Origin of the sequence: Gottfriedia sp. NPDC057991, from assembly GCF_042886615.1 — a bacterium.
Classification (GTDB): domain Bacteria; phylum Bacillota; class Bacilli; order Bacillales; family Bacillaceae_G; genus Gottfriedia.
Genome location: NZ_JBHVQN010000003.1, coordinates 560867 through 586661, shown reverse-complemented (window position 1 = coordinate 586661; position 25795 = coordinate 560867). Strand labels below are relative to the sequence as shown.

General features: G+C 34.3%; 20 protein-coding genes. 17 read left to right on the top strand and 3 right to left on the bottom strand.

Annotated elements, in window-relative coordinates; all coding sequences use genetic code 11:
* Positions 1-15: 15 nt before the first annotated feature.
* Positions 16-1317: an O-antigen ligase family protein gene (locus ACFVR2_RS14205; protein ID WP_387362681.1), complete on the bottom strand. Its 1302-nt coding sequence runs from the start codon at positions 1315-1317 to the stop codon at positions 16-18.
* A gap of 413 nt (positions 1318-1730) precedes the next feature.
* On the opposite strand from ACFVR2_RS14205, the gene murQ reads away from it, so the two are divergent.
* Positions 1731-2621 carry an N-acetylmuramic acid 6-phosphate etherase gene (gene murQ / locus ACFVR2_RS14200; protein ID WP_098565828.1) on the top strand — a complete coding sequence of 297 codons (891 nt, stop codon included), beginning with the start codon at positions 1731-1733 and terminating at the stop codon, positions 2619-2621.
* A 19-nt stretch (positions 2622-2640) separates the two neighbouring features.
* Entirely contained in the window at positions 2641-4053 is a 1413-nt protein-coding gene (locus ACFVR2_RS14195) for a PTS transporter subunit EIIC (protein ID WP_387362678.1), read from the top strand.
* Positions 4054-4113: 60 nt separating this feature from the next.
* Here ACFVR2_RS14195 and ACFVR2_RS14190 read toward each other — a convergent pair whose 3' ends face one another.
* Complete coding sequence (locus ACFVR2_RS14190; protein ID WP_387362676.1) at positions 4114-5022, bottom strand: Gfo/Idh/MocA family protein; 909 nt, start codon at positions 5020-5022, stop codon at positions 4114-4116.
* Between the two features lie 434 nt (positions 5023-5456).
* Here ACFVR2_RS14190 and ACFVR2_RS14185 point away from each other — a divergent pair, with 434 nt between their 5' ends.
* From ACFVR2_RS14185 to ACFVR2_RS14130, 12 genes are all read left to right on the top strand, one after another.
* On the top strand, positions 5457-7139 hold the full coding sequence (locus ACFVR2_RS14185; protein ID WP_387362674.1) for a long-chain fatty acid--CoA ligase: 1683 nt from the start codon (positions 5457-5459) through the stop codon (positions 7137-7139).
* A 356-nt stretch (positions 7140-7495) separates the two neighbouring features.
* Positions 7496-9115, top strand: a complete 1620-nt coding sequence (locus ACFVR2_RS14180) for a sensor histidine kinase (RefSeq protein ID WP_387362672.1) — start codon at positions 7496-7498, stop codon at positions 9113-9115.
* Between the two features lies 1 nt (position 9116).
* The gene (locus ACFVR2_RS14175; protein ID WP_387362670.1) at positions 9117-9911 is read left to right on the top strand and encodes a response regulator transcription factor; all 795 of its coding nucleotides are present in this window, start codon (positions 9117-9119) and stop codon (positions 9909-9911) included.
* Between the two features lie 94 nt (positions 9912-10005).
* On the top strand, positions 10006-11313 hold the full coding sequence (locus ACFVR2_RS14170; protein ID WP_387362668.1) for an extracellular solute-binding protein: 1308 nt from the start codon (positions 10006-10008) through the stop codon (positions 11311-11313).
* An 85-nt stretch (positions 11314-11398) separates the two neighbouring features.
* Positions 11399-12274: a carbohydrate ABC transporter permease gene (locus tag ACFVR2_RS14165; RefSeq protein ID WP_387362666.1), complete on the top strand. Its 876-nt coding sequence runs from the start codon at positions 11399-11401 to the stop codon at positions 12272-12274.
* A 90-nt stretch (positions 12275-12364) separates the two neighbouring features.
* On the top strand, positions 12365-13192 hold the full coding sequence (locus ACFVR2_RS14160; RefSeq protein ID WP_387362816.1) for a carbohydrate ABC transporter permease: 828 nt from the start codon (positions 12365-12367) through the stop codon (positions 13190-13192).
* 47 nt (positions 13193-13239) lie between these two features.
* Positions 13240-13875 carry a YesL family protein gene (locus tag ACFVR2_RS14155; RefSeq protein ID WP_387362664.1) on the top strand — a complete coding sequence of 212 codons (636 nt, stop codon included), beginning with the start codon at positions 13240-13242 and terminating at the stop codon, positions 13873-13875.
* Between the two features lie 32 nt (positions 13876-13907).
* Positions 13908-14879, top strand: a complete 972-nt coding sequence (locus ACFVR2_RS14150; protein ID WP_387362662.1) for an aldose 1-epimerase — start codon at positions 13908-13910, stop codon at positions 14877-14879.
* Positions 14880-14912: 33 nt separating this feature from the next.
* The gene (gene xylA, locus ACFVR2_RS14145; protein WP_387362660.1) at positions 14913-16247 is read left to right on the top strand and encodes a xylose isomerase; all 1335 of its coding nucleotides are present in this window, start codon (positions 14913-14915) and stop codon (positions 16245-16247) included.
* A 94-nt stretch (positions 16248-16341) separates the two neighbouring features.
* The gene (xylB, locus tag ACFVR2_RS14140; protein ID WP_387362658.1) at positions 16342-17841 is read left to right on the top strand and encodes a xylulokinase; all 1500 of its coding nucleotides are present in this window, start codon (positions 16342-16344) and stop codon (positions 17839-17841) included.
* 39 nt (positions 17842-17880) lie between these two features.
* Positions 17881-18864, top strand: a complete 984-nt coding sequence (locus ACFVR2_RS14135) for an aldo/keto reductase (RefSeq protein ID WP_387362656.1) — start codon at positions 17881-17883, stop codon at positions 18862-18864.
* 46 nt (positions 18865-18910) lie between these two features.
* Positions 18911-20515, top strand: a complete 1605-nt coding sequence (locus tag ACFVR2_RS14130) for a glycoside hydrolase family 43 protein (protein WP_387362654.1) — start codon at positions 18911-18913, stop codon at positions 20513-20515.
* A 57-nt stretch (positions 20516-20572) separates the two neighbouring features.
* On the opposite strand, the gene ACFVR2_RS14125 is transcribed toward ACFVR2_RS14130, so the two are convergent.
* On the bottom strand, positions 20573-22108 hold the full coding sequence (locus tag ACFVR2_RS14125) for a DHA2 family efflux MFS transporter permease subunit (protein WP_387362652.1): 1536 nt from the start codon (positions 22106-22108) through the stop codon (positions 20573-20575).
* Positions 22109-22319: 211 nt separating this feature from the next.
* Here ACFVR2_RS14125 and ACFVR2_RS14120 point away from each other — a divergent pair, with 211 nt between their 5' ends.
* The 3 genes from ACFVR2_RS14120 (at position 22320) to ACFVR2_RS14110 (ending at position 25763) form a co-directional block, all read left to right on the top strand.
* Entirely contained in the window at positions 22320-23222 is a 903-nt protein-coding gene (locus ACFVR2_RS14120) for a TetR/AcrR family transcriptional regulator (RefSeq protein ID WP_387362650.1), read from the top strand.
* A 287-nt stretch (positions 23223-23509) separates the two neighbouring features.
* Positions 23510-25570 (top strand): carbon starvation CstA family protein, encoded by a 2061-nt coding sequence (locus ACFVR2_RS14115; protein ID WP_387362814.1) that lies wholly within the window; start codon positions 23510-23512, stop codon positions 25568-25570.
* On the top strand, positions 25560-25763 hold the full coding sequence (locus ACFVR2_RS14110; RefSeq protein ID WP_056469068.1) for a YbdD/YjiX family protein: 204 nt from the start codon (positions 25560-25562) through the stop codon (positions 25761-25763). Before ACFVR2_RS14115 ends, ACFVR2_RS14110 begins: the two co-directional genes overlap by 11 nt.
* The last annotated feature ends 32 nt before the right edge of the window (positions 25764-25795 follow it).

Genomic DNA, 25795 nt, shown 5'->3' with positions numbered 1-25795 from the left:
ATCGTAGGGGTCTTTTTAGTACTTGTTACTAATAAACTTCGATTTTAAATAATGAAAAATCATGTACGAACTAACAACTAACCTAGCCGTACTCCCATAAACGCTAATAAATTTACCTTGAATGGCTGAAATCTCGATATTAAATTGCATACGTTTTGAATAGCGATCCCAACACCCAAGCATTATGACCGACAGGAAACCGATTTGTGGAGAGAACACGGGCTCATCAAATACCCCTGTAAACAAAATAATTGGTAGACCGAGTAAAAAACTGTTAAAAAAACATTGTTTACTGCGCTCAAAAAAGAATAAGTGAATGCATTTTACAATATTTATACTAATTAGTGTTATAAAAGCCAATCCTCCCAATGTTCCGTATTCCGCAAACATACCCAGCATTAAATTATGTGCATGGGGGATGAAATGACCATATTGTATTGCGTATTCTTGACCAAATCCGATCGGTGTCACACCAAAGAATGGGTGGTTTTTCCATATAGTATATGCGTTTTTCCAAATGTCCAACCTTTTATGCCCTGCTTGAATAACTGAATCGGCTCTTGGCATTATATAGAGCAACCATTTCGAAAAGAATAGTCCGATGATTGTACAAACAAAGAAAAAGATTCGATTAAGTCGGAAGATAAAAAGTAAATAAATTAGAATCATTGTCGCAAAGCCAGCTCTTGAACCTGTAAGATAAATTCCATAACTAAGTAGTAGTTGGATCGGAAGCTGCCACGCTAAGTTAATGTAGTGTTTTCTCTCAAAACTGGAAAGTAAGCTGGCAAAGAGAAAAGAAATAGCGATTAATAAAATAAAAACAGTAAAATTGGGATTATATGCACAACCAATTAGACGGTTAAAATTCTTAGGTTCAACTTCCCCAAAAAGTACTGTCCCTAATAAATAACCAACAATTTTAGGAAATACAAACCATTTGGATATCCATCCGATTACACAACTATATACGCCTCCAAAGATTATAATCATGCGAAATCTCTGAAATAATTGACCTTTCTCAGTTACTAAAATCCTACAATATATTCCCCAGTAACCAAGAATCATGATACTGACCAATAAAAATAATATATTTCTAAATAAAAGGGCAGCACCAATAGTAGATATAAATAGGCATAAGAAAAAGTACGAACTAAACGAATAAATAAAACGTTTATTAATAAACCATTGAGTATAGAGTGTACGAAGCCCGATGATCAATAGCAGTGAAATACCTACTGGAGGTAAGAGGAAGCAGAGAAGTGCGCTTTTCTCCACTAACGAGAAATTTTTAAAAAACTGTATAAACTTTTTCATTGTATACCCCTAGTTAAGTGACATAAATATCCTTAATCATATGGAGGATGCCGCTTTTTCATCTATAAAATGAAATGTATTTAAGTTAAGTTGTCATCAGATTAACAAACATATTTTAAATACATAGGTTTAAAATACCACAATAGTTTATTAATTATGTTTTGAAATTGTAAATTGAGACTAAACTTTTTTGCTAGACAAATTAATGTACAACTTATAGATTTATGCATCTTTTAAAAGAAAAATTTATGTAGTAATTTTTATAAATATGAATTTATTTGAACAAAATTTGAATAAAAAATATGAAATTTATTCCTAATGAACTTTTAGTATTGAAATTTTGTTTCAAAAATAGTTATAATAAATATGAAATTAAATTTAGTTATAAAAAAATCACTTGAGGTGAAGTAAATATGCTTGAAAATTTAACAACTGAAACAAGAAATGAAAAAACAATGAATTTAGATGAAATGTCTATAGAAGAATTTTTAACCGTAATGAACGAAGAGGATGCTAAGGTTGCCGCTGCCGTTCGAAATGAAATCCCTAATATTTCTAAAGCTGTTGAAAAAATTGTAACTGCTTTCAAAAGTGGGGGTCGCCTGATTTATATAGGTGCAGGCACAAGTGGTCGCATCGGACTTTTAGACGCAGTTGAATGTCCTCCTACATTTGGGACAAGTCCAGAAGAGGTAGTTGGGTTAATTGCAGGTGGAGAAAAAGCTTTTATAAAAGCAGTTGAAGGCGCTGAGGATAGCGAAGAACTTGCAATTGAAGATTTAAAGGAAATTAAGTTAAGTAAAAATGATATTGTAGTTGGAATTGCAGCAAGTGGTCGCACTCCTTATGTTATTGGTGGTTTAAAATATGCCAAAGAAATTGGTGCTTCTACTGTAGCGGTTAGTTGTAACAAGGGCTCAAAGATTGGTCAAGAAGCAGAAATAGCAATCGAAGTTGTTAATGGACCTGAGGTATTAACTGGTTCAACTAGATTAAAGGCCGGTACTTCTCAAAAGTTAGTGTGCAATATGTTATCTACAGCATCAATGGTTGGTATTGGAAAAGTATACGGTAACCTAATGGTTGATGTTCAATCAACGAATGAAAAATTAGTTGAGCGTTCAAAGCGTATTGTAATGGAAGCAACTTCTTGTACGTATGAAATTGCAGAAGAATATTTAACGAAGTCGAATCAAAGTCCAAAAGTAGCAATCGTTATGATTCTTACTGGATTTAGTTATGAGCAAGCAATTGAGCAATTGAAAAAGTCAGAAGGATTTGTTCGAAAAGCGATACAAAAATAAATTTTTGGGGGAGTAGAAGATGGATAAATATCAAAGATTAGCTTCTGAAATCGCTGATGCAATCGGCGGTACTGAAAATGTAGTTTCATTTACAAACTGTATGACAAGACTTCGTGTTAATGTTGCTGATCGTAGTTTAATCAATGAAGATCAAGTTAAAAAAATTAACGGGGTTTTGGGAACTGTTGATGATGAGACTTACCAAATTATTTTAGGTCCTGGTACAGTAACTAAAGTTGCAGAACAATTTGGTCATCTAAAAAATAGCTCATCAGGAAAACAAGCAACTTCATCAGCGGCTTTAAAAGAAAAGGGCTCAGATCTTAAAGCTGAATTAAAAAAGAAAAATAACACACCTTTTAAAAATTTCTTACGAAAAGTCGGTAATATCTTTATTCCATTAATTCCAGCATTCGTTGGTGCAGGTTTAATTGCTGGTATTGCTTCGATTCTATCAAACAATATTACTGCTCAAAACCTTGATGCGGCAACTTGGTCGCAATATGTGACAGTTTTAAATGTAATAAAAAACGCAATTTTTGCTTATCTATCAATTTACGTTGGTATCAATGCAGCGAAGGAATTCGGGGCGACACCATCCCTTGGTGGAGTAATTGGTGGGGTAACACTTTTAACAGGTATGCTTCCTGATCAACCAATTAAAAATATTTTTAATGGTGATCCATTAGCTCCAGGTCAAGGTGGTATTATTGGTGTACTACTTGCAGTATATTTATTATCAATTCTAGAAAAACAATTACGTAAAGTTATTCCAGATTCTTTAGATATCATTATTACACCTATGATTGCTTTATTAGTAGTAGGTTTGCTAACAATTTTCTTCATCATGCCATTCGCAGGATTTATTTCTGATAACTTAATTGGCTCAATTAACTGGATTATTGCAAAAGGCGGTATTTTTGCAGGATTTATATTAGGTATGGGATTCTTACCATTAGTAATGTTAGGTTTACATCAAGTATTAACACCGATTCATATCGAATTAATTAATACAACTGGTGCAACAGAATTATTACCAATTCTAGCAATGGCAGGTGCTGGACAAGTTGGAGCAGCATTAGCATTATGGTTACGTTGCAAAAAGAATAAATCATTATCAAATATGATTAAAGGTGCTCTTCCAGTAGGTATTTTAGGTATTGGTGAACCACTAATCTATGGTGTTACATTACCTCTTGGTCGTCCATTTATCACTGCATGTATCGGTGGTGGTATTGGAGGTGCAGTAATTGGAATGTTTGGTAATGTTGGAGCAATTGCAATTGGTCCTTCAGGCGTAGCGTTAGTTCCACTTATTGCGCACGGAATGTGGCTACAATATGTAATCGGATTACTTGCTGGTTATGCTGGCGGTTTCGTCCTTACGTATTTATTCGGCACTCCAAAGGATGCAATGGCTGAACAAGAATAAATAACAAATAAAACCCGAATAATTAGACCTCAAAAGTCTACTATTCGGGTTTTTTATTTACTATTCATTGGAATCAATATATTGAACGATTCTTTCGCAAATTTCATGAGTGATTAAGGAATCATTTATTGAAGGGTCCGGTGTTTTATTCTGTTCTATACAGTCAAGAAAGTGATCAACTATTTGGAAAAACCCACGTTTATATAAGGTTGGTTCCCAATCACCGAATTTCTTAATATTGATTTCTTTATTATGATAATGGGTTGTTTCGACTAAACTACTCACTACATATTTATTTTGTGGTGTCATATATTCAATAATTTCTTCCGTAACACCATTGTTTCTGTTCATGATTCCAATAGCCGTGCATCCTTCACCTATAAGATGAATGACTAGGTGTTCGAGCAGATTATCTTTTTTTAAGAAATTGATTTTTAAATCAACTACATTAGTGGACATTAAATACCTAAGTGTATCGACCACATGAATATAATCCTCTACAACAAATCTTCTAGTATGTTCAGGAAAGTTAAACCTATTTTTTTGCATGATTACTAAGCTAGCCTTTCCATGCATAGTAAGCTCTCTTACTCTAGGGATAAATCGTCTATTGAATCCAACCATGGCTATTTTTCCTTGTTCTCTGGCTAGATTTACAATTTGTTCAGTTTCTTTAAAGTTCAACGAAATAGGTTTATCAATATATACGTTTATACCATTTAATAATAACTTTTTAGTGATCATATAATGAGCTTCCGTAGCTGTACTAACAAACGCTGCATCAATATTCTTTTCTAACAATTCATCTACTGTATTAACAGTTTCATTGATTCGATATTTGTTGGATAAATGGTCTAGTTTTTCATTACTTCTTGTACAAAGCACCAACTCGATCTTTTCTTTTTCAGAAAGAACCGGTAGATAGGCTTTCGTAGCTATATCTCCTAAACCGATTATTCCTATTCTCATATGCTAACACCTCGCTTGTTATTATTGAAACAAGTAATTGTATGTAATTTTCCTTAAAAAATTTTGGATACTCAAATCAGTATGTCGGTTAAACTAAAATATTTTTTAAATTTTCAAAAAACTATTTATTCATTTAAGCTTTTCCATTATAATAAGGTCTAAAGTTGATATTGATAATGATTTACTATTCAATTTTCCATTCTATTTTTCCTTTCCACACTAAACTTAGCAATTACCTCATTTACAATTTACTTTCAAATAATTTAAAAAATCCTATTAAAAGCTAATGTTTTGTAAGCGTTTTCTAATTGAACGATTGTATATGAATAATTACCCTGAATTTTTTTGTTAATGACTAAAATTTCATACATACAAGAAAGTGCTGTCAGTATTAAAACAAATATAAAAAAGGTAAATAAGCGGAGGGAAAAATTATGAGTACTTCACATTTTGCATATTGGCCAAAAAGGGTTTCTAAATCTTTAACTTTACCTGAGACAACGCTTTATGATAATTTAGTCGTTTCGGCAAAAAGGTATCCAAATAAAACTGCAATAGAGTATTATGGTGCTTCAAAAACGTATAAGCAGCTTCTTGAAGAGGTTGATTATTTAGCAGGGTATCTTGAGCATAGGTTAGAAATTTCCCCAGGTGAACGTGTAATGCTTTATATGCAAAACTCACCTCAATATGTCATCGCCTTTTATGCAATATTAAGAGTAAGAGGAATTGTAGTACCAATTAACCCAATGAACACCACTGATGAACTTGAATTTTACATAAATGATTGTGAAATTAAAACCGCAATCATTGGACAAGAACTCTCCCCTCAAATTGAATCTTTACAAGCTACAACTGGATTAGAGAATTTAGTCGTTGCAGTTTACTCTGAGTACTTACCAACAATTCCTTTAGTTTTTGACTTAACGGCTGAAATAACTCAATCAAAGAAAATTTATCAAAGCGAAAATATATTTTATTGGGAAGATGCTATACAAACACAGCTCACTCCATCACTATATGAAGGCAATTCAGAGGATGTTGCAGTTCTTCCATATACTTCAGGAACAACGGGTTTACCAAAAGGCTGTATACACACACATAAAACGGTACAAGCAAATGTAGTAGGATCTGCCGTTTGGATGAATATTTCTGCAAATGCCGTTAGCTTTTCAACTTTACCTCTATTCCACGTTACAGGAATGGTTCATGGAATGCATACACCGATTCTCACTGGTTCAAGTATGGTATTGCTAACAAGATGGAATCGAAACCATGCATGTAAACTGATTGAAAACTATCAATGTACCCATTGGGTAAATATTAGTACAATGCTAATCGACTTTTTAGCAAATCCCATTTTATATACAGATGACATCAAGTCTCTTGTAAATATTGCCGGTGGTGGGGCTCCTCTTCCAGAAGCAGTAGGTGAACAGCTATTCCAATTAACAGGTTTAAAGTTCGTAGAAGGCTATGGATTATCAGAAACAATTGCTCAGACCCATTTTAATCCGCCAGATCGACCAAAACTTCAATGTCTTGGAATTCCATCATTTGATGTAGATGCCAGAATTATTGAGCCAGTAACACTGAAACAGTTAGGTGTTGGTGAGGTTGGTGAGATCGTTGTTAATGGACCACAAGTATTTAAAGGCTACTTTAACCGACCAGAAGAAACAAATGACGCCTTTATTGAAATAGACGGAAAACTATTTTTCCGTACAGGAGATATCGGTCGATTTGATGATGAAGGGTATTATTTTATCGTTGATCGTGTTAAAAGGATGATTAACGCGTCAGGCTTTAAAGTGTGGCCAACCGAAGTGGAAAACCTACTATACAAACATCCAGCAATTCAACAAGCTTGTGTTGTTAGTAAGCCTGATGAAAAAAGGGGCGAAACAGTAAAGGCATATGTGATCCTAAATCCAATTTATTTAGGCAAAGTAAGTGAGGAGGACATTATCGCTTGGTCAAAAGAGCATATGGCTAACTATAAATATCCACGTTATGTCGAATTTATTGATAAATTACCAACTACTGCAAGTGGGAAAATTTTATGGAGGACACTTCAGGAAGCTGAATGGAGTAAAGTTGAACAAGTTAATGAATAGTAAATAAGAAAATGAAAAGGGGAGCCTAAAGCATCATATGTTTAGGTTCCCTTTTTTCGTGTTGATTTTTATTTAACTAATTACCATTATCCAAACCTTGCCCTTAAGTGATCTGGTAGTTATTACTAGAAAGTTGTTTTTAATATTCAGACTAATACTAAATATAGTATGATAAATTTTAAAGAAAACCCTTACATTAACTTACTACTGAAAAGGTGATTACAATCGTCAAAATTAGATTACAGTTAAGAAAATTAAACACTTTACGAAATCAAATATTGGCTGTCTTCTTGATTGTTATGGTGATTGTTTTATCCATTGTATCCATTATGGTATATAACCAAGTTGGAACTTTAATGGAAGATACAACAGAGAAGCAAATCAAACAAACGGCTGTTGAAGCAAATGGAAGAATGGAAACCTTGTATAAGCAAATTGACACTTTATCAAATCAATTAATGACCAACGAGACCATTCAACAAATATTACTCGGGTTGAAAAACGGAGAAAGTGTTGATTTTGCAAAAAGACAATCATTAATTAGAGTAATAAATAACTTTTTAGCTTACTCAAATGGAATCTCTTCTTTTGAGCTATATTCTTCGGAAGGTAATCGTATATTTCCATTCGGTGAAAAAAATATATCTAGTGTAATCGATGAGAAATGGGTAAAGGAAGCAGAAGCTGAAAAAGGAAGATTAGTGTGGGTAGGGAAAGATCCTAAAAATAGTAACTATTCTTATGCAATAAGAAGGGTAAGTTTAATGGATCGATGGTTTTCAAATGGAGGCTACCTAGTAGTAAGAATTCTTAATAGTTACTTTCAGGTTGAAGAAAGTAATTTATCTCCTGGGGAGAAGGACTATATGATGCTTCTTGATAGGGATTTAACTCCGATAACGGATAATTACGGCATTGATATTCAAAAGTTTCTATTAGAAGGATACGAATCGATAAAGGTAAATAAAAAACAATATATGATTGTTACACAACCATCTACAAAAACAGGCTGGACCCTTGTAATTTTAAAACCTACAAGCTTTTTAAACGAGGCGGTAACACCGGTAAGGAAAGCGACTCTTTTATCTGGTGCGATTGGATTTATTATTTTTGTCGTATCTTCGATTATTCTAGCAACAATGATCACAAGACCGATAAAAAAACTTACAAATACAATGAAGAATGCGAAAATGGACGAGTTGAAAATTAACAAGGAAAGCGCAGCTTCATTAGAAATAATTGAATTAAATAGAACGTATAACCAGATGGTAGAAAATACGAATCATTTAATACAAGTCGTTTATGAAAAAGAATTACTACGTAGTCAAACTGAGTTGAAGGCGCTACAAGCCCAAATAGATCCGCATTTCCTTTATAATACGCTAAATGCACTTTACTGGTCTTTAGATGATAGGGGTGAGGAGGATTTAGCCGAAATAGTGATTGCGATGTCAGGTTTATTTCGCTATACAATCGGCAATGCAAACAGTAGTGAATGGGTAACTATACAAGCTGCTCTCGACCAAATTGAACGCTATTTACAGATTATGAAAATGAGATTAGGAGAACGTTTGTTATGGGAGATATCTGTTGAGCCAAGTCTACTAACTATTAAAATCCCTAAACTACTAATCCAACCTTTAGTTGAGAACGCCATTATGCATGGTATTGAAAGTAGTCGGGAACAAGGAATTGTTTTAGTGAAGATTAAAAGGATTAATAACTCATCTAATTTATTAGTGACTGTTCAGGACAATGGACCGGGGATTAATAAAGAAGCTCTTAATGCCCTTAATCTAGCAATTAAAAATGATAATGTATCATCCTTTAAAGGGATGGGTATGGCGCTTACTAATGTAAATAAAAGAATTAAATTATATTACGAAGGATCTGACTTAAGCGGTCTTCGTTTAGAAAGTGAGATCGGTAAAGGTACAACTGTATTATTCGAAGTTCCAGACAAAGGTGGGGAATAATTTGGATACAAAAACTATTTTAATTGTTGATGATGAACAAGCGACTAGACAAGGATTAAAAAAAACATTAGAGAAATGGTCAAATGGTAAATTTGAAATTCTTAGTGCGGAAAATAGTCAAGAAACATTTGAACAGATGAGCAGAACAAAAATTCATCTATTAGTAACCGATATTTGTATGCCTGAAATGAATGGTTTAGAGCTTTTAAAAAACCTAAAGGATAAAGGCCATAAGTTTGTTTCAATTATTATTTCTGGGCACCCTGACTTTGAATATGCCCAGGAGGCTATTCGTCTAGGCGTTGTAAATTATTTATTAAAACCGGTAAGTAAACAAAAGTTAATTGAGGCTATTGAGCAAGCGCTTGAAAAGGAAGCAAATATTGAACGTATTAAATATATGGAAAAAGTGACTGATCAGAAATTATTAAAACTAGATCAGGTTACTAACCGCTCTAACTCAATTAAAGGAGCAAAGACCTTTATTAATGAAAATATTAGCAACCAAATTACATTAAAAGAAGTTGCAGACGCGGTACATCTAAATGCAAGCTATTTTAGTGTGTTATTTAAAGAGCAAGTAGGGTTAACATTTAGTGAGTATATGACTAGAAAGAGGTTGCAAATTGCAAAAAATCGTCTACTGACAACAGATTTGCAAATTGAAGAAATTGCACTAGAAGTAGGCTATCAGACAGCTAAATATTTCATTAAGATCTTTAAGGATTATGAGGGCATTACCCCTAGTAAATTTAGAAAAGTGTCAGAACTTGATGATTCCCTAATCCAAAAATAGTGGAATTTTATCCAATCGTGGTTACCTTACCGCGGTTTTTTTTTAGTGCTAGAATTTACTTGTAACGAAAAATTCAAAAAAATGGGGGTTTGACATGTTTAAGAAAGCGTCTTCATTAATGTTAGCACTAGTTCTTATACTGATGGTTGCTTTAACTGGCTGTGGTAAATCTAATAATGCGTCAACTGAAAGCGGTTCCAAAAAGGTTATTAAGTTTATGCATCTTTGGCCAGCTGGGAGTTCTAAGCAACAAAACATAATTGTATCTGACATTATTAAGCAATATGAGGCTGAGCATAAGGATGTAAAAATCGAAGTAGAAGTTCTTGAAAATGAGCAATACAAGAATAAAATCAAAGTTCTTTCTTCTTCTAACGAACTTCCTGATGTTGGGTTTACATGGGCAGCAGGGTATATGAAACCATTTGTAAAAGGTGGACTTTTTGCTGATTTAGATGATGTGTTAAATAACGGATTAAAAGATTCTTTTGTAAGCGGAACAACAGAAGCATATGCAATTGATGGTAAAACATATGGATTACCTCTAGAACTAAACATCGCTCCAATTTATTACAATAAAGCAATTTTTGAAAAATATAACCTTCAAGTACCACAAACTTATAGTGAATTCCAAAATGTTGTTAAAACACTTGCTAAAAATGGAGTTGCTCCAATCGCTTTAGGAAATAAAGATCGTTGGACAGGTTCACTTTGGTATATGTATTTAGCAGACAGAATTGGTGGAGCTGATGTATTAAATAAAGCAATTAATCGTACAGGAACATTCGAAGATCCTGCACTTGTTTCAGCGGCATCAGAGGTTCAAAACCTAGTTAAAGAAAAAGCATTTAATAAAGGCTTTAATGGATTATCGAATGACGAGGGTAAATCTGAATTCTTAAATGGAAATGCAGCTATGTACTTAATGGGAACATGGGAGCTTCCAAACTTTACGACAAACGAAGAAATTCCAAAAGATTTCCGAGACAATGTAGGTTTCTTTAAATTCCCTACATATGAAGGTGGAAAAGGAAATATTAATAGCTGGGTTGGTGGTCCCGGAGTAGGTTTATTCGTAGCAGAACATTCAAAAGTTAAAGCTGAAGCTAAAGACTTTGTTAAATTCTTTGTAGAGAAGTGGGGAGAGCAATCTGTTGAAAAGGCGGGTGTAATTCCAGCTACTAAGGTAGATACTTCAAAAGTAAATTTACCACCGTTATATATTGACGTGTTAAATGAATTAAATAAAGCTAGCAGCTTAACACTGTTTGCTGACGTTCAAATGAGTGCTTCTGTAGCAGAAACTCACTTAAATTTAATCCAATCACTATTTGGAAATGAAGTAAAACCAAAAGATTTTGCTAAACAACATGAGGAAGCTTTAAAGGCAGAAGATAAATAAATTTTGATGTACTAAAGAAAAGGGCATATGGATTCATTAAAATATGCCCTTGATTTTAAAATATAGGGGAAGGAGTTGAATCGAAGTGAATAAAGCTATGTCAAATAAAAAAATAATTGCCTTGTATATTACACCAGCTCTCTTTCTGATCCTTGCTTTGATTTACGTTCCAATCGTACAAACTGGATACTTTGGCTTAATGAAATGGAATGGAATTGGGGAAAAGGAATTCATAGGTTTAAAGAATTACTCCCACTTATTACATGATCCTCTATTTTGGAAAAGTGCTTTCCACTCCTTTTTATTAGCAGTATTTTCGGCAGTTAGTTTAATTGGTTACTTGTTCATCTCATTTATACTTGCCGGAAAAATTAAAGGTGCAGACCTTCTTAGAAAAATATATCTTATTCCAATGCTGCTTGCTTCTGTTGCAATTGCCCAGCTTTGGCTAAAAATTTATCATCCTACTAACGGTATTCTAAACAGCTTACTTGTAGCATTAGGAGTTAATAATCCACCAGCCTGGTTAGCAGAAACTAACTTAGCATTATATGCGATTATTATTCCGATTATTTGGCAGTACGCCGGTTTTTATATTCTGATTTACTATGCAGCTCTTAAAAATATTCCAGACTCACTAATCGAGGCTGCAAGAATAGACGGGGCAACACCAATTCAAATCGCACTAAAAATAAAATTACCATTAATAATGAATGTTGTTAAAGTAACGATTGTTCTTGCTGTCGTTGGATCACTTAAATATTTTGACTTAATTTATGTAATGACAGGTGGGGGCCCTAATGGTTCAAGTGAAGTAATGGCGTCCTATATGTATCAGAAAGCATTCAAAGGTTTCGACTTTGGCTATGCAAGTGCAATTGGATTTTTCTTATTAGTTATTTGTTTAGTAGTTACTTGGATTATTCGTAAGTTTACTGAATCAAATAATGACATTTACTAAAAGAAAGGGGGATTTTAGGTGGATACGGTAAGGGCTACAGGATCTCAAGCTATTGTAACTGAAAAGAAAACTGACCGTAGCAAAAATAGTATTTTTAGTAAAATTGCTTACGGATTTATGTATCTTTTCCTTATAATCGTAGCGATTTTTCAAATATTTCCGATCATATGGCTATTTCTTTTTTCATTAAAAAATAACCAAGAAGTTTTCAATATGTCACCTTTTTCTTTACCTGAAAGCCCAAAGTGGGAAAATTACACGAAAGTTTGGACTGAGGGAAACATTAGTCAGTATTTCTTTAACAGTGTAACTTATACAATCGCTGCCGTTATTTTAACGGTTGTATTAGCAAGTATGGTAACCTTCGCAATTACAAGAATGAATTGGAAAGCAAGTAAGTGGGTATTGGGATTATTTATGGTAGGTTTAATGATTCCAGTCCATTCAACACTGATTCCTTTATTTAATACTTTTACAAAAATAAATTTAATTGATAATCCACTTTCGGTAATCCTTGCGTACACAGCTTTTAACTTGCCAATTACGATTATGATTTTAATTGGTTTTTATGAAGCTCTACCTAGAGAGGTAGAAGAAGCAGCGATTATGGATGGGGCATCAATTAACCATATCTTTTTTAAGATTACTTTACCAATGACATCACCAGTAATTGCTACAGCAGCAATTATTAATATGATTTACAACTGGAACGAGTTTGTCTTCGTTAATACATTTATTAGTTCAGATCAATTTAAAACACTCACAGTTGGTATTCAAAACTTTATTGGCCAGTATACGACTGATTGGGGAGCAATCGGAGCTACGTTAGTTATTAGTATTCTACCAATCCTAATTGCCTTTCTTATATTAAGTAATCGAATTGTAGAAGGAATTGCTTCTGGGTCAGTAAAAGGTTAAGTACATTAGATAAAGCTATAGATGAATTCGTAAAGGAGGGTGATTAAATGATACTCGGAAAAACAATGGGAAAATTGTTTACGCTATGTGAGTGGGTTATGAAATTAGCATATGTCAATCTACTTTGGTTCCTCTTTACAATTGCAGGACTAGTCATATTTGGTTTTTTCCCTGCTACGGTAGCCCTTTTTACAATTGTTCGTAAATGGATCGTAAAAGAAACGGATCTTCCGATTTGGAGAACATTTCTAACTGTCTTCCTAAAGGAATTTAAAAGTTCCAACAAACTTGGTTTGGTATTCATTTTTAGTGGAATCTTCCTAGCGTTTGATGTATTTTACATTCGAACGATTGAAGGGGTGTTCCAGTTCATATTCATCATCCCTTTATTAATCATTGCGGCAGTTTATTTAATGGTTTTCCTTTATATATTCCCACTATATGTACATTACGAATTTAAACTAAAAGACTATCTAAAAAATGCATTCTTTTTAAGTGTATTTCATTTTCACATTACTTTACTAATGCTTGTTAGTCTAATCGCTATCCTATTTTTGTTGCTGTATCAGCCAGGACTAATTCCATTCTTTAGTGCCGTATCAATTGCTTGGATTTTCATGTTCTGTGGTATGTATAGCTTTAATCGAATAGACCAAAGGCAAGGTAAGATTAGTAAAATCTAAATGCAGAAATAATGACAGAACGGGGAATCTAGATGAATACTTATGCCGAGGAATTCTCTTTTTTAGATAAACCAGCGATAAAAGCAGGTAATAGTGAATTGGAGATTATCATTATTCCAGGTTGGGGATCAAACTTGATTTCCATGGTTCATAAAAAATCAAATACTGAGCTTTTAAGAGTACCTAACTCAACCGAGGAGTATTTGAATAATCCAGTTCTTTACGGTACTCCAATCCTGTTCCCTCCAAATCGAATCGATCAAGGTAAGTTTAGATTTGGCAAACGAACGTATCAATTTGAAATTAATGAAATGGACAAGCAGAATCATATTCATGGTTTTGTTCACACAAGAAAGTGGAATATCTCAAGTGTAGAAATTAATGAGCAAACCGTGAAAATTATTACTGAGTTTGATTCAAGTAAGCACGAAGATGTAATAGCTCAATTCCCGCATCATTTTGTGATAAGGATGAGCTTTATTCTGAATGATAATTTATTCGCTAAAAGAGCCGAAATTATTAATAAAAGTAATGAAGTTTTACCGTTTGGCTTTGGATATCATACTAGTTTCATATTCCCAGAAGAAACTTCAATCTTCAAGCTTCCAGTCGATAAACGTTGGAAACTAAATAATCGACTTTTACCAACAGGAGAATTAGAAGATATTGAGTACAAGGATGAGTTGGGTGAAGGAATGAGCTTGTACGGGCTAGAGTTAGATGATGTCTTTCTATCTAACCCCAATAACAGTGGCCTACAAACGGCACAAATAACGAACAAATCAACAGGAATTGAGATTAATTATACTGTTGACCAAAGTTTTAAGCACTGGGTTGTTTATAACAAAGATGGGAGAAGCGGCTTTTTATGCCCAGAGCCCTACACGTGGGTAACTAACGCTCCTAATCTTGAAATAAATAGAGAATTGACTGGCTTACAAGGAATTGAGCCAGATGATATGAAAGTTTTGCGTACATGGATTGTCATTTCACATAAGTCATAAAACTTAAAACTACTATTTTAGGAGGAATTAAACATGAGTTACTTTACTAATATTAACAAAATTAAATTCGAAGGTCCTAAATCAAAAAATCCATTTTCATTTAAATATTATGATCCTCAAAGAATAATTAATGGCCAAAAAATGGAGGATTTACTTCGTTTTTCAGTTGCTTACTGGCATACATTCACTGCAGATGGTTCAGATCCATTTGGAGCAGGTACAATGCAACGTCCTTGGAACCATTTAACGGGAATGGATCTTGCTAAAGCACGTGTAGAAGCATCATTTGAGTTTTATGACAAGTTAGATGTACCTTTCTTCTGTTTCCATGATTCAGATGTTGCCCCTGAAGGAAATACATTAGGTGAAACTTATAAAAACTTAGATGTCATTGTAGAAATGATAAAGGAATATATGAAAACAAGCAAAACAAAATTGCTTTGGAATACGGCAAATATGTTTACTCATCCTCGTTATGTAAATGGGGCCGCTACTTCTAACAACGCGGACGTATTTGCATATTCAGCTGCAAAAGTGAAAAAAGGCTTAGAAGTTGCAAAAGAGCTTGGTGCAATTAACTATGTATTCTGGGGTGGGCGTGAAGGTTATGACACGCTTCTGAATACAGATATGAAGCTTGAGCAAGACAATCTTGCGCGTTTCTTCCATATGGCTGTAGATTACGCAAAAGAAATTGGATTCGAAGGTCAGTTCTTAATCGAACCAAAACCAAAAGAACCAACGAAGCATCAATATGACTTTGATGTGGCAACTGGACTGGCTTTCTTACAAGCTAATGGTTTAGAGAAACAGTTTAAATTCAATATTGAAGCGAATCATGCAACACTTGCTGGTCATACATTTGAGCATGAATTACGCGTTGCTCGAATGAATGGGATGCTTGGTTCAGTTGATGCAAACCAAGGTGATAAGTTAATTGGTTGGGATACAGATGAATTCCCCACAGATCTTTACTCTACTACATTAGCAATGTATGAAATCTTAAAAAATGGTGGCTTAGGAAAAGGCGGCCTGAACTTTGATGCAAAAGTAAGAAGAGGATCATTTGATGTAGAAGACTTATTCCATGCACATATAGCTGGAATGGATAGCTTTGCAATTGGCACATTAGTAGCTAATAAACTAATTGAAGATAAAGTATTTGAAAGCTTTATTGAAGATCGTTATAGCAGCTTTACTTATGGCATTGGCAAAGAAATCGTAGAGAATAAAGCAAGTTTCCAAACTCTTGAAGCATATGCGTTAAATTTAGGTGATATCCAAAATAAATCTGGTCGTGAAGAACGTCTTAAATCAGTGCTAAACCAATATTTATTAGAAGCGATTTCTGAATTCGCAACAGTTTAAAAATCTTTTGACCATAAAATGTGCTGGGAAAATCATTATTTCCAGCACATTTTTCTCATACGATACGATCAAAAACAATAAAAGGATGATTGTTATGAAATATGTAGTAGGTATTGATTTAGGTACAAGTTCCGTAAAAATTTTGTTAGTTAATCAGTCTGGAGAGGTATGCCAAGAAGTATCTCGCTCCTATCCATTAATACAAGAGAAATCCGGATATAGTGAACAAAATCCAGAAGAATGGGTTGAAAAAACAATTGATGGACTTGCTGAACTAGTCAGAGACTTTAATGGTAATCAAAATGATATACAAGGGATTAGTTTCTCAGGACAAATGCATGGGCTAGTGCTATTGAATAAAGAAAATGAAATCCTTCGTAATGTAATTTTATGGAATGACACAAGAACGACTAAGCAATGTGAATTTATCAATGAAAAAGTAGGCAAAGAACGTTTACTTGAAATAACGAAAAATCCAGCACTTGAAGGCTTTACTTTACCAAAGCTTTTATGGGTAAAGGAATTTGAACCGGAGATCTATCATCAGGCAGCAGTATTTTTATTACCTAAAGATTATCTTCGTTATCGTCTGACTGGTGAAATTCATACTGAATACTCGGATGCTGCTGGAACATTGCTTTTAAACGTAAAAGAAAAGCAGTGGAGTGAAGAATTATGTACAAAACTCGGGATTCCTTTCCATCTTTGCCCACCAATTATTGAGTCTCATGATTGTGTTGGAACAATTACAAAAGAGGTTTCTGATTTGACGGGACTTAGTCGTGAAGTGAAGGTATTTGCAGGCGGAGCCGATAATGCATGTGGCGCAGTTGGCTCAGGTATTTTAAAAGAAGGCAATACGCTTTGTAGTATTGGTACCTCAGGAGTTGTCCTTTCTTATGAAGGGCATGGGGAACATGACTTCAAAGGTAAAGTTCATTATTTTAACCATAGTAAAGAAGATGCTTTCTATTCAATGGGTGTAACGCTAGCCGCAGGATATTCATTAAGCTGGTTTAAAGATACTTTTGCTGAGAGTGTGAATTTTGAACAACTATTAGAGGATGTTGATCGCGTTTCAATTGGATCAAATGGTTTAATGTTTACTCCGTATTTGGTTGGTGAAAGAACGCCACATGCGGATTCAGTTATTAGAGGGTGTTTTATCGGTATGGATGCAGCACATAAGAGAAGTGATTTTGCGAGGGCCGTCATGGAAGGTATTACCTTTTCATTGAACGAGTCAATTGAAATTTTCCGAAATAACGGTAAAAAGATTGATTCGATTATTTCAATTGGTGGTGGTGCAAAAAATCCTATATGGCTTCAAATGCAAGCAGATATTTTTAATGCGACAATTAGTAAGCTTTCAAGCGAGCAAGGTCCAGGGATGGGTGCGGCGATGCTTGCTGCTTATGGATGTAATTGGTTTGAATCATTAGAGGTTTGTGCAGAAGAGTTCATTAAGCCAATTGCTTCATATAAACCAGTTAGTGAAAACGTTAAGCAATATGAGAAGCTTTATTCAATTTATAAGGAAGTTTATTCTAACACGAAGGAATTAAATAGAATGTTATCTGAATTTAGAAAGTAGCATAAGACGCTATAAATAGCACTAGAGGAGGCGTTTTACTTGAATTATCGAGAACTTGGTAATACAGGTTTAATGATTAGCGAGGTAAGTTTTGGAACTTGGGCAATTGGTGGAGCATGGGGAAAGACAGATGATACTGAAGCATTAAAATCATTACAACACGCAATCGATCAAGGTGTGAATTTTTTTGATACTGCAGATGTTTATGGTGATGGTCATAGCGAAGAACTACTTGCTAAAGCGACAAAAGGACTTGAAGACAAAATTTATATCGGAACAAAGTTTTGCCGAAAAGGTGATATCCATTCACCAGAAAATTTCTCATTTGAAGCAGTTAAGTCTTATTGCGAGGATAGTCTAAAACGCTTAAATCGAGATGTAATTGATTTATATCAAGTACATTGCCCAGCAACTGAAATTTTAAAGGATGGACAAGTATTTGATGTACTTGACCGTTTAAAAAGTGAAGGGAAAATCCGCCATTACGGGGTTAGCGTTGAATCGGTTGAAGAAGGAATGATTTGTTTAGAAAACCCAAATGTGAAAAGCTTACAGGTTATCTTTAATATTTTTAGACAAAAGCCATTAGAAGTATTACTGCCCGAAGCTTATAAGCGTGGGGTTGGAGTTCTTGTAAGATTACCGCTAGCAAGTGGACTCTTGTCTGGAAAGTATAAGGCTGATCATATTTTTGAAAAAGATGATCACCGAAACTTTAATGAAAATGGAGCGGCCTTTAATATTGGAGAAACATTTGCAGGCTTGGGCTTTAAAAAAGGAGTAGATTTGGCAAATCGGATTAACTGGATTGCTGAAGGAAGATCATCAATGGCAAGTGCAGCACTTAGATGGATTTTAGATCAAAAGGAAATTACATGTGTCATTCCAGGATTTAGAAACCAAAGCCAAGTGAATGCCAACTTAGAAGCAATGAATATACAATCTTTTTCGAAAGCTGAATTAGATCAATTAGAGCTTTTCTATCAAAAGAATGTTTCTGACTTTATCAAAGGTGCTTACTAAAAAAGTAATGTATTGAACTATATAGATGCATATGGAGGAGTTTAAAATGGCCAAAATTAGTAATCCAATTTTACCGGGATTTAACCCGGATCCAGGTATTTGCCGAGTAGGGGAAGATTATTATATTGCAGTTTCGACTTTTGAATGGTTTCCAGGAGTAGGAATCTATCACTCAAAGGATTTAAAGAATTGGCGCTTAGCATCAAGACCATTGAATCGTTTAAGTCAATTAAACATGACAGGTAATCCAGATTCGGGCGGAATATGGGCTCCCGCATTATCTTATCGTGACGGACAATTTTGGTTAATTTACACTGATGTAAAGGTAGTTGAAGGTCAATGGAAAGATTGTCACAACTACCTCGCAACATGTGAAACGATTGACGGAGAATGGTCGGATCCAATTTACTTAAATAGTACTGGATTTGATCCCTCGTTATTCCACGATGAGGATGGAAAAAAATATTTAGTTAATATGGTTTGGGATCATCGCGTAGGAAATCATCATTTTTATGGCATTTCACTACAAGAATACAGTGTAGAAGAACAGAAACTGATCGGAAAAGCAGAGGTTATCTTTAAAGGAACCGATATTAAACTGACAGAAGCACCACATTTATATAAAATAAATGATTACTATTACTTATTAACGGCAGAAGGTGGTACGAAATATGATCACCAAGCTACAATTGCTAGGTCAAAACAGTTAAAGGGCCCATATGAAGTACACCCAGAAAATCCGTTAATTTCGTCATTCCATGCGCCAAGAATTCCCCTTCAAAAAGCAGGACATGCATCAATTGTTCAAACACATACAGATGAATGGTTCCTTGTGCATTTAACAGGAAGACCATTACCAAGAGAAGGCCAACCGTTGTTAGACCCAAGAGGTTTCTGTCCATTAGGAAGAGAAACAGCTATACAAAGGCTTGAGTGGAAAAATGATTGGCCGTATGTCGTAGGAGGGAATAGTCCTTCACTTGAAATAGAGGGCCCAAAAATAGATGAAGTAAAATGGGAAAGTGATTACCCTGTGATGGATGACTTTAACTCAGAAATTTTAAACCCTCACTTTCAAAACTTGAGAATTCCATTAGGTGAGAAGATCGTTTCACTAAAAGACAATCCAGGGCATCTACGTCTTTACGGAAGAGAATCCCTAACATCTAAGTTTACTCAGTCATTTATAGCAAGACGTTGGCAACATTTTAACTTTACTGCAGAAACAAAAGTAGCATTTAATCCAAATACATTCCATCAATCAGCTGGTTTAGTAAATTATTACAACACTCAAAACTGGACTTCATGTCAAATTACTTGGAATGAAGAAAAGGGCAGAATTCTTGAATTAGCAACATGTGATAATTTTAATTTCGATCAACCTCTTCAAGGCAAAGAAATTATCATACCAGAACATGTTGAGTATGTGTATCTTCGAGTAGATGTGAAAACGAATGTTTACGAGTACTCTTACTCATTTGATGGAGAAGAATGGACAGTAATACCAGTAACACTTTATTCATATAAACTGTCTGATGATTATATTCAAGGCGGTGGATTCTTTACAGGTGCATTCGTTGGAATGCAATGTCAGGATACGACCGGTCAAGGGCTTCATGCGGATTTCGATTATTTTATTTATAAAAACTAATAAAAAAGTTCAACCAGTCAATTATGGTTGAACTTTTTTTGTTCGGGACTTACTTTCTTAGTTCTCTGCTAACTTTTTCTTAAAGTTATTACTAGTATTAGAATTTTCTTTCACTACAGGTTCCTCTGCAACTGTTGAACGTTTGATAAAGAATGCAAGAACTAGTGCTACTGCGGCAACGAATACCGTCACATAAAATGAGAAGTTAATTCCCTCTAACATTGCCTTCATTGAGATCTCTTGCTTAATTTGAGCAAGCATTTCAGGTGTAGGTTTACTAGTCACATGCTTCATCGCTTCAGCAGCAAGTTCTTTCGCTTTTGATTCTGTACGATTCGACATTACTGTTACTAGTAAAGCAGTACCAATCGCACCAGATACTTGCTGTAAAGTATTATTCATCGCAGTACCATGTGGATAGAATCGTTTTGGTAATTGATTTAAACCATTTGTCGAAACTGGCATCATTACCATCGACATACCGAACATACGTAATGAGTATAAAATAATAATATGTGTATAAGTTGTATCCATTGTTAATTTACTTAAAAAATAAGTAGTAACAGTCATAATCGCTAAACCAGTTACTGCAAGTATTCTTCCGCCAATTTTATCAAATAATTTACCCGTAATTGGCGACATAATTGCCATTAATAAAGCACCTGGTAACAGCATTAAGCCTGCATCAAAAGGTTTAATGCCTCGAAGCGTTTGAGTATAAATCGGTAAAAGCATCATTGCTGAGAACATAGCCATTGTAACTACAACTGAAATCGCTGATGATAAAGCAAACATAGGGTAGCGATAAATTCTAAAGTTTAACATTGGCGTATCAAGTTTTAATTGACGTAAAATAAATAGTACTAATGAAATAACCCCTACAATTAAAGTACCGTAAGCTTCTGGACTATCCCATCCTTTTGTTCCTGCAGTACTAAAACCGTATAATAATCCACCAAAACCTATACTTGATAAAAGAACAGAGAAAAGGTCGATCGTACTGTTTGATTTCTCTTTTTTATCTTTAAGTAAGAAAAAGCCAATAATTAAAATCGTTAATGCAATCGGTGAAACAACATGGAAAAGCATTCTCCAGTCATAATGTTCAATAATCCAACCAGATAATGTTGGTCCGATTGCTGGTGCACCCATCATTACTAAACCAAAGAAGCCCATTGCAGTTCCTCGTTTTTCAACAGGGAAGCTAGTAAGCATAACATTCATTAATAATGGCATTAAAATAGCCGAACCAGAAGCTTGAATCATACGGCCTGCTAATAATAAAGGAAATACATGTGCAAATCCTGCGGTTAAAGTACCGATATTAAATAAAAGTAGTGCAGTTATAAATAAATGTCTAACAGAATATTTTTGGATCAAAAAAGCAGTAGTCGGAATTAAAATTCCATTAACTAGCATATATCCAGTAGAAAGCCATTGAACAGTCGAAGGCTCAACGTCCAAATCCTTCATAATAGAAGGTAAAGCAATATTAAGTAAAGTATTGTTTAAGAACGCAATAAAAGCCCCAATCATTAGGATTGTAATAATCCCATATGGTGGGCGAACCGATTTATTCATGGAATGATCCATGATTTCCCCTCCTTTGTACATCTAGTTCAATTTTTTGAACTGTGTTTCCATCTTCTATATAAGATAATATGATATACCATTCATTCATTAGATGCAATTATAATAACCATTAGAAATCCTTAATAATCTAAACAGATATTTACTAGTTAAAAATGTTAAAATAATGTACTATGTTTTTTAAGCACTAATTAACTAGAACCAAGGTGATTATATGAATGATCGTAAACAGCATGTTGTAAAAATAGCTCATGAATTGTTTATTGAAAAAGGATTTCAAGCAACGTCAATTCAAGACATATTAGACTATAGCGGTATATCTAAAGGTACATTTTATAATTATTTTTCGTCTAAAAGTGATTTAGTAGTCGCATTATTTAATATGATTTATAAAAAACTTGAGCATGAAAGAAATGAGTTGTTGATCGGACAGAGCCCTTCGAATATTGAAATTTTCATTAAGCAAATAACTTTATTAATGGAGGCAAATAGAGATAATAAATTAATTTCTCTATTTGAAGAAGTAATTTATATAAATGACTTAGATATTAAACAGTTCATAAGAGAAGGTAATTTTAAGACATTAAATTGGGTGTATACACGTTTTTTAGACATTTTTGGTAGTGAGAAGAAAGATTTTTTATTAGATAGTGCCATTATGTTTTTAGGAATAATACACCATAATGTGAGATACTATGACCTCGCCAAAGATATGAAAATTAGTATGGATCATGTTGTCCGATATAGTGTAAAACGTATGATTAAGATTGTTGAGGATGTTGAGGAATCTGGTGAGCAATTATTCAATTTAGAGCTATTAGATAGATGGTTACCAGTAAGAAAGACAGAAGAAAATCTTCAGCAAAAGCTTTGTAGTATTATTTGTAAAATGAAAAAATCAGCATTAAATAGTAACGAACAACAAAAGTACAACGAGTTACTAGATTTTTTACAGAATGAACTATTACAGTCAAAAACGCCGCGAAAATATTTAATTGAGAGTGCTCTAGTATCCTTAAACGAAGGGAAAACGTTACTAGGAGAAAAAGAACTACAAAGGCTGAATGAACTGATCGACATTAATTTTATTCAACACGTTAAACAACCTATTAAATGAAAGAAAACCATCCTTTAGCAATTAAGCTTAGGATGGTTTTCTTTTGTTTAAAAAGATTAGATCAAATGTTACGATAGCTAAAGTTGTTTTTTCCCTTGAAATTCTTCAATTAAATAAGTTCAATACAACTTTCGTCTACTTTTATGAAGAAAAACTAGCTTAAAATCAGTATAAATGTCGTTATTATACTTTTTTTACCATTAATTGACAAAAAATTCTGAATTGGTGATATACTTTCTTTTATAAATGAAAGAGGAGGTAACTTGGTTGTGAAATCTTTAAAATCAATGATAGTTTGGGGATTAATTTCAATACTTGGAGCTTTCTGTTTTTCTGTATTAGCTTTAAAAAGAGGGGAAACAATAAATGCAATTTGGCTCCTCACAGCGGCGGTTTGTACATATGCAGTGGCTTATCGTTTTTATAGTAAGTTTATTGCAGAAAAAGTATTTAAACTTGATGAAGCTCGTAAAACACCTGCCGAAATTAATAACGACGGTAAAGACTTTGTACCGACGAATAAGTGGGTATTATTTGGTCATCATTTTGCAGCGATTGCAGGGGCTGGACCTCTAGTTGGACCAATTTTAGCTGCGCAAATGGGTTATTTACCCGGTACGATTTGGATTATTGTAGGAGTTGTATTTGCTGGCGCAGTACAGGATTTTGTCATATTAGCTGCTTCGACACGTAGAAATGGTAAATCACTAGGTGAAATGATTAAAGAAGAGATAGGTCCTATAACAGGGGTTATCGCTTTAATAGGTATTTTAGGAATTATGGTTATTTTATTAGCTGTTTTAGCACTTGTTGTAGTTAAAGCACTTGCAGGAAGTCCGTGGGGAATGTTTACGATCGCGGCAACTATTCCAATCGCGATTTTTATGGGTATTTATATGCGATACATACGACCAGGCCGAGTAGGAGAAGGATCTTTTATTGGCGTGATTTTATTACTACTTTCATTATTTGCAGGACAATATGTAGCAGAAAGTCCAACATTAGCGGCAATGTTTACGTTTAAGGGAGAAACGATTGCTCTTATGTTAATTGGTTATGGATTTATAGCATCCGTACTTCCAGTTTGGCTTTTATTAGCTCCACGTGATTATTTAAGTACATTTTTAAAAGTTGGAACAATTTTAGCTTTAGCAATTGGCATTATTATTGTAGCACCGGATTTACAAATGCCGGCCGTTACGAAATTTATTGACGGAACAGGACCAGTATTTGCCGGAAATCTATTTCCATTTTTATTTATAACAATTGCTTGTGGATCTGTTTCTGGATTCCACGCATTAGTTGCTTCAGGCACTACCCCTAAAATGATCGAACGTGAAACGCATGCACGTGCCATTGGTTATGGTGCTATGTTAACGGAGTCTTTTGTAGCAGTAATGGCTATGATTGCCGCTTGTTTATTAACTCCAGGAGCATATTTTGCGATAAATAGCCCACCTGCCATAATTGGAACTGACGTAAATCAAGTGGCTCAAGTAGTTTCAAGCTGGGGGTTTACAATAGCTCCAAATGATTTGAGCACGTTAGCCAAAGACGTAGGTGAACAAACAATTCTTTCTCGTACTGGTGGGGCACCAACTTTAGCAATCGGCATGGCGGCACTTTTCTCTAAAGTAATCGGTGGTAAGGCATTAATGGCTTTTTGGTATCATTTTGCTATTTTATTTGAAGCGTTATTTATTTTAACAACGATTGATGCTGGAACTAGGATTGGGCGTTATATGACGCAGGATATTTTAGGCAATGTGTATAAGCCATTTGGAAAGACGGATTCACTTCCTGCGAATTTAATTGCGACAGCCATTTGCGTTTTCGGCTGGGGATATTTCCTTTATCAAGGAGTTATTGATCCACTTGGAGGCATTAATACTTTATGGCCACTATTCGGTATTGCAAATCAAATGCTTGCCGCGATTGCATTATTACTAGGCACAACTATTTTGCTGAAAATGGGGAAAAAGGCATATGCATGGATTACATTAGTGCCAACGATTTGGATCTTAATCGTCACAATGACTGCTGGTTGGCAAAAGCTGTTTCATGCATTACCAAAAATAGGCTTTTTAGCGCATGCTAAAATTTTTAAAGATGGTTTAGATGCTGGCAAAATCCTTGCACCGGCAGCTAGTAAAGCACAAATGAATCAAATTATTTTAAATGATTATATTGACTCAACGATTTGTGGCGTATTTATGGTGATTGTGCTTTTAGTTCTAATTGCTTCGATTCGAAATTGGATAAATATATTGTCTAATAAACCGATAAAATTACATGAAACTCCGTACATTAAACGGGAAGAAAGTGAACCGAAAAATTATGCACTATAAAGTGAAGGAGTTCAAAAAATATTATAAACAGTTTATTAGTTTATTAGTAGGTGTACCAAGCTATGAGAAATATGTAGAACACATGAAAACACAACACCCAGATCAACCAATTCAATCTAGAAAAGAGTTCTTTATCGAAGCGCAAGAATCACGCTTTAACTCTAAAGGTGGTAAAGTTACTCGATGCTGTTAAGGGTGTAGATCGTAAAAGTTCTTAGATAATAA

What these genes read in the sequence shown, in the direction of transcription:
- ACFVR2_RS14205 (WP_387362681.1), bottom strand. Translation starts at nt 1,317, where the DNA reads ATGAAAAAGTTTATACAGTTTTTTAAAAATTTCTCGTTAGTGGAGAAA.
- murQ (WP_098565828.1), top strand. Translation starts at nt 1,731, where the DNA reads ATGCTTGAAAATTTAACAACTGAAACAAGAAATGAAAAAACAATGAAT.
- ACFVR2_RS14195 (WP_387362678.1), top strand. Translation starts at nt 2,641, where the DNA reads ATGGATAAATATCAAAGATTAGCTTCTGAAATCGCTGATGCAATCGGC.
- ACFVR2_RS14190 (WP_387362676.1), bottom strand. Translation starts at nt 5,022, where the DNA reads ATGAGAATAGGAATAATCGGTTTAGGAGATATAGCTACGAAAGCCTAT.
- ACFVR2_RS14185 (WP_387362674.1), top strand. Translation starts at nt 5,457, where the DNA reads ATGAGTACTTCACATTTTGCATATTGGCCAAAAAGGGTTTCTAAATCT.
- ACFVR2_RS14180 (WP_387362672.1), top strand. Translation starts at nt 7,496, where the DNA reads ATGGAAGATACAACAGAGAAGCAAATCAAACAAACGGCTGTTGAAGCA.
- ACFVR2_RS14170 (WP_387362668.1), top strand. Translation starts at nt 10,006, where the DNA reads ATGTTTAAGAAAGCGTCTTCATTAATGTTAGCACTAGTTCTTATACTG.
- ACFVR2_RS14155 (WP_387362664.1), top strand. Translation starts at nt 13,240, where the DNA reads ATGATACTCGGAAAAACAATGGGAAAATTGTTTACGCTATGTGAGTGG.
- ACFVR2_RS14150 (WP_387362662.1), top strand. Translation starts at nt 13,908, where the DNA reads ATGAATACTTATGCCGAGGAATTCTCTTTTTTAGATAAACCAGCGATA.
- xylA (WP_387362660.1), top strand. Translation starts at nt 14,913, where the DNA reads ATGAGTTACTTTACTAATATTAACAAAATTAAATTCGAAGGTCCTAAA.
- xylB (WP_387362658.1), top strand. Translation starts at nt 16,342, where the DNA reads ATGAAATATGTAGTAGGTATTGATTTAGGTACAAGTTCCGTAAAAATT.
- ACFVR2_RS14130 (WP_387362654.1), top strand. Translation starts at nt 18,911, where the DNA reads ATGGCCAAAATTAGTAATCCAATTTTACCGGGATTTAACCCGGATCCA.
- ACFVR2_RS14125 (WP_387362652.1), bottom strand. Translation starts at nt 22,108, where the DNA reads ATGGATCATTCCATGAATAAATCGGTTCGCCCACCATATGGGATTATT.
- ACFVR2_RS14120 (WP_387362650.1), top strand. Translation starts at nt 22,320, where the DNA reads ATGAATGATCGTAAACAGCATGTTGTAAAAATAGCTCATGAATTGTTT.
- ACFVR2_RS14115 (WP_387362814.1), top strand. Translation starts at nt 23,510, where the DNA reads ATGATAGTTTGGGGATTAATTTCAATACTTGGAGCTTTCTGTTTTTCT.
- ACFVR2_RS14110 (WP_056469068.1), top strand. Translation starts at nt 25,560, where the DNA reads ATGCACTATAAAGTGAAGGAGTTCAAAAAATATTATAAACAGTTTATT.